We start from the raw sequence: 5,505 nt of genomic DNA, 5'->3' as shown, positions 1-5,505 counted from the left end.
GGCGTTACCTTTTCAGCAGCAGCTAAAAAATCACCTTCATTTTCACGATTTTCATCGTCAACTACAATAATTACTTTTCCTTGTCGGATATCTTCAATGGCTTCGTGGATGCTATGTAATTGTGTATTAGGCTTCACTTTTGTGGTTGATGTCATGTTGTTGTATAATTTGCTCACAAAAATAGTGATTCTTGTTAAAAAAAATCAAATAAAGAATGCGAAAGATTTATGGTAGTATTTATACAGTTTATGAGAATATCATTTTTGTAGTGTACAAATGTATATTTTATAATTATTCAATACTTTCAAGTGCTTGTTTTATTCTGTTTTTAATAAAAAAGTACATGATAAAGTAAATCGGAATTCCTATAAAGTATATAATTTGAACTGTATTGTTAATACCGCCTTCATCACCTAGCGCTTTTGATAGATCATATAAGTGGAAAAATGATTTTATAAAATTATATAGGTATAAAATTCCAGTAATTATTGAAATTGTAAACAAGATAATTAGCAACCAATCTTCCATAACAACATTATTTAGTAAAACTGGAATGGCGCTACTAAGAATTGCAAAAGGAACATAAAATAAAAACGTACGCTTGGATGTTTTTAAGAATTTTTCGTGACTATCAGTAGCCTTTTGATATGTTTTATTTTCAAAAAATCCTAATACCTTCAGTCTGCGTTCCGAAATACCACGATCAGCCAATATGCTAATTGCCAAACTACGTTCGCCTTCTGTATAGTTGTATTGACGATAGTTTTTAACAACATTCATCAATTTCGCATCATTTAATGCAGAGAATTTTTCAGTACTTTGTCTGTCTAAGTCTGTAATTTCAGTTATAACAGAAATAACTTCTTCTTCCTCATCCTCTTCTTCAGTAAGTCTAACAAATAACTCTTTAAACGAGAAGCTAAACAAACCTTGATCGGAAGTAGCTCTGCGTGTAAAGTAAATACTCAGCGGAAACATAATTAACGTTGAAAGCCACGTTCCCAGCCAGGGAGGAATACTGCCATCTTCCGCACTGTTTTTTCCAAAGATTCCAATAAAGTGATAGGCTAAGAATAAGCAGATGGCTATTACCATAGGCAAACCAATTCCACCTTTGCGAATAATGGCTCCAAGTGGCGCGCCTACAAAGAATAGAATGATACAAGCAATGGCAACAGCAAATTTATCATGCATAAATATTTTATGATGATTCATCTTTTTTTCCATTCGCTTAAAGCGATTTTCTGTATTTTCAAGTGTCGAGCGACGTCCTTTGATGCTTGTGATGGAAATATCTAAAGCGCGTTTTTTATTTTTTAAAGAAAGAATATCTAATACATTTTCAGACGCACTTATGGAATCTAAAGGTACTCTATTGGTAGAATCTTTTTCAATAATTATGATTCCTGTACGTTTGTACATATTGTCTCCAAATCCAATTTTTGCCTGTTTGTACTTTTGATAGTAAGAAGCCGTAGTATCAATAAGTTGACGCACATTGTACATTTTGTAAGTTTCGTTACTTTCGTCTGTAAAATCGACTTTATTTACTTCGCGCAAGTCAATGTTCATGGTGTATTTTTCAAACGAAACTTTGGCGTGTTGCAAGCGCAACATATCTTTCGGATCGGTTGATTTTACATCTTCATAGCGATTTCCATCAAACAATACCATTTGTAAGATGTCAGAATCTGGTCTACTTTTTAATTCTCCTTTTTTAGATTTTAATACGACACGATTTTTCTTGTCATTTGATTTCTCGTGAATAATCACTTTGTCTAATAACTGATCGTTGTCGCCGTATTTTTTATCAACCTTAATATTGATGTTTCCGATGTTGTTAAAAACACCTTCACCAATGGCTAAAGCTGGTTTCTTTTTTGCTAAATTTTTACGAAGGTTGTATTGTTTAAATTCTGACCAAGGAATGACATTGTCATTAAAGAAAAACGTTCCAATACCTAGTAAAAAGATGAATACCACCAAACTTCGCATGGCGCGTTGTAATGAAATTCCCGTTGATTTCATTGCAGCAAATTCGTAGCTTTCTGCAAATCGACCAAAAGTCATAATAGAAGATACCAAAATACTTAATGGAAGTACGAGCGGAATTAGTTTCGGCGCAGTGTAGAGTAAGAATTTTAGAATAATTCCAACATCTAAGCCTTTTCCAGCCAGTTCTCCTATAAAAAGCCAAACGGTTTGTAATATAAATATGAACATAAATATTACAAACACGGTAAGGAAAGTTATTAAATAACTTTTAAGTATATATCGATCTAATATTTTCAAGTAGACTAATCGTTTTTATCTATATAATAATCATCGTATTTCGATTCGTCAAATATAAATAAGCTTTTTGATAAAGGCTGATTCGTTTTAAAAGAATTAACAGTTAAAGTGGTATTTGTACCATTTTTTCCTGTTTCTAATAAATTGTAGATGTGCTTTGTTTTTACATCAATTCCAAGTAAAACTGTTTTAATATCTGATTCTGAACTAGTTGGTGTTAATTTGATGTATTGAATTTTTCTTCCGCGAATATTTTGTAAAATATCCCATTCGTACGTATATCCATTTTTGTAGAATGTCAACATTTCTGAAGGTGATAAACCTGTTTCGTCATCATCGGCATCTGAAATGGTTACTTCTTCGTTTGCAGGAACAATGGTGTATACTTTTTTGGTGTCGTAAATTTTTGTAAATCCTAAGAAGTTAAGTAAATATTTGTCACCTTCAAGTGTTACATTTCCTTTCGATTCTTGTTTGGTATTTGCTTCTTTGTTATTTAATACATACTTAAATTCGATCTGAATGTTTTCATAACTATTTACTTTGGCAGAAACTTCATCTAATAGTTTTTTTGCTTTTTCTGCATTCTGCGCACTTACATTGAATGCAAACACTCCTAATACCAACACTAAAACTAATTTTTTCATTTTATCCATTTTTTTCGTTTTCTAATAATTGTTCTAAAGCTAAAATATCTGGAACAAGCACTTGACGCGCTTTGCTTCCTTCAAATTGACCTACGATTCCTGCTGCTTCCAATTGATCTATTAAACGTCCTGCACGGTTGTATCCAAGTTTTAATTTTCGTTGTAATAACGAGGCTGAACCTTGCTGTGCAATTACGATAACTTCCGCAGCTTGTCGGAATAATTTGTCTCTATCTGCGATGTCTATATCAAGACTTGTGCCACTTTCTTCACCAGAATATTCTGGTAATATAAATGCGTCAGGATAGGCTTTTTGTGCGCCAATAAAATCGGTTATTTTTTCTACTTCTGGCGTATCTACAAAAGCACATTGTATACGAATTAAATCGTTTCCTTGTGTGTACAGCATATCACCACGACCAATTAATTGATCGGCTCCAGAATTATCCAAAATGGTACGTGAATCTATTTTCGACATTACACGGAATGCGACTCTGGCAGGGAAATTCGCCTTAATCATACCTGTAATTACGTTTACCGAAGGTCTTTGTGTGGCAATAATTAAGTGAATTCCGATCGCACGTGCTAATTGCGCTAAACGTGCAATAGGTGTTTCTACTTCTTTTCCTGCGGTCATAATTAAATCGGCAAATTCATCCACAACCAATACAATATATGGTAAAAACTTATGTCCGTCATTCGGATTCAATTTTCGCGCTTTGAATTTGGTGTTGTATTCTACAATGTTACGACACAATGCATTTTTGAGCATGTCGTAACGCTGATCCATTTCAATACACAATGAATTTAGTGTGTTAATTACTTTAGAATTGTCAGTAATAATGGCTTCTCCTGCATCGGGAAGTTTGGCTAAATAGTGACGTTCAATTTTATTAAATAGCGTTAATTCTACTTTTTTCGGATCAACCAATACAAATTTTACCTCAGCGGGATGTTTCTTGTAAAGAATTGATGTCAAAATACAATTCAGTCCAACCGACTTTCCTTGTCCAGTTGCACCAGCCATTAATAAGTGTGGCATTTTGGCTAAATCGACCACTAATGTTTCATTGCTAATCGTTTTTCCGAAGGCAATTGGCAATTGCATTTCTGCTTCTTGAAACTTCTTAGATGCAATAGCTGATCGCATGGAAACAATAGCAGGTTTTTTATTTGGCACTTCAATACCAATAGTTCCTTTTCCTGGCATTGGCGCAATGATACGAATTCCTAAGGCAGCGAGCGAAAGTGCAATATCGTCTTCTAAGTTTTTAATTTTAGAAATACGGACACCTGCTTCTGGAATGATTTCGTATAGTGTAACTGTTGGTCCAACGGTTGCTTTGATACTTGCAATTTCTATTTTGTAATTGCGCAGTGTAGTAACAATTTGGTTTTTATTTTCTTCGAGTTCTTCTTGATTGATGGTGATAGAACTTCCGTTGGTATAATCTTTTAAGAGTTCAATGGTTGGAAAACGGAAATTGCCCAATTCTAAAGTTGGATCAAATTCTCCATGTTCTTTAACAAGTTTGTCTGATAAGTTTTCGGTAACCGTTTTTTCTTCAACAACCTTTTCTACCTGAATTTCAGTTGCTTCCTCTTCCTTTGGAATTTCTACTTCAAAAGAGGTATCTTTTACAAGCTCCTTTTTCTCTTCTTTTATAGAATGATTTTTGATCGTTGGTTGCAGATTTTCAACTGACAGTTCAAATTCAGACTTTTCAACCTCTATTTTCTTCGTTTCTGCTGTCGGAACAGTAGTTTTTTCTGTAATAGTCGTTTCAGTAGGTGTTGTAGCTTCTTTTACTTCTGTTTCTTCCGTTTTAGTAGTCTGAGTTGTTTCCGCTGTAGCGAAATCTTCTTTTATATCATTCTTTCTTTTGTTGATATATTCCGTTACGTGTTCTGGCGTAAGCTTTAATCGCAATACAGCATAAATAATGGCTCCAAAAAGTAACAACAGTCCAACACCAATACTTCCAATATATGTTTGTAAATACGAGTTGATTTCAAAACCGATAGTTCCGCCTAAGATTGGCGCCGAATTAAAGAAAAAGCCTAAAAAGACAGAAAGCCAAATGACAATGATGCTTCCCCAAAACCATTTTGAAAATAGTTTTTTCTTCGTATCCATTAAAAAATGCAATCCTGTAAGGAAAAACAGGCTAGCAAATATAAAAGAGGCAATTCCGAATCCTTCATAGATAAAGAAATTACTCATACTTGCACCAAAGCGTTGCATCCAATTTTGTGGTTTAGCACTTCCGTCGGTATTCGTTAATGTACTTTGGTCTACTTCACCTGTAAAAAAGTACGAAGCAAACGCAATAAACAACGCTATTGCAAACAACATGAGTAAACTTCCCAATATAATTTGATGCTGTCGGGTAAAAGTAAAATCAGGTTTTTTGAATTTTGAAGCTTTTGGAGCTTTCTTAGTTTTTTTTACGGTTTTTTTCTTTGCCATTTAGGAATTGCTATTTACTACAAAAAATGCAAATTATGCTTAACCCGCAAGATATTTAAAATTAATGTTTATGCGAAACGTTTTTCCGTAAAATAC

At 33.7% G+C, this 5,505-nt stretch carries 4 protein-coding genes; all 4 read right to left on the bottom strand.

What is annotated here, in order from left to right; all coding sequences use genetic code 11:
• On the bottom strand, positions 1–155 hold a 155-nt coding region (locus tag AB8B65_RS02355; RefSeq protein ID WP_405299204.1), incomplete at its 3' end, for a 3,4-dihydroxy-2-butanone-4-phosphate synthase.
• Between the two features lie 136 nt (positions 156–291).
• Positions 292–2,292: an LptF/LptG family permease gene (locus AB8B65_RS02350; protein WP_405299202.1), complete on the bottom strand. Its 2,001-nt coding sequence runs from the start codon at positions 2,290–2,292 to the stop codon at positions 292–294.
• Positions 2,293–2,297: 5 nt separating this feature from the next.
• Positions 2,298–2,939 carry a LolA family protein gene (locus tag AB8B65_RS02345; protein WP_405299201.1) on the bottom strand — a complete coding sequence of 214 codons (642 nt, stop codon included), beginning with the start codon at positions 2,937–2,939 and terminating at the stop codon, positions 2,298–2,300.
• Position 2,940: 1 nt separating this feature from the next.
• Positions 2,941–5,409 carry a DNA translocase FtsK gene (locus AB8B65_RS02340; protein ID WP_405299200.1) on the bottom strand — a complete coding sequence of 823 codons (2,469 nt, stop codon included), beginning with the start codon at positions 5,407–5,409 and terminating at the stop codon, positions 2,941–2,943.
• Between the last annotated feature and the right edge of the window lie 96 nt (positions 5,410–5,505).

This window comes from Kordia sp. (assembly GCF_045105435.1).
Lineage (GTDB): Bacteria > Bacteroidota > Bacteroidia > Flavobacteriales > Flavobacteriaceae > Kordia.
This window is presented reverse-complemented; position numbering and strand designations above follow the sequence as displayed.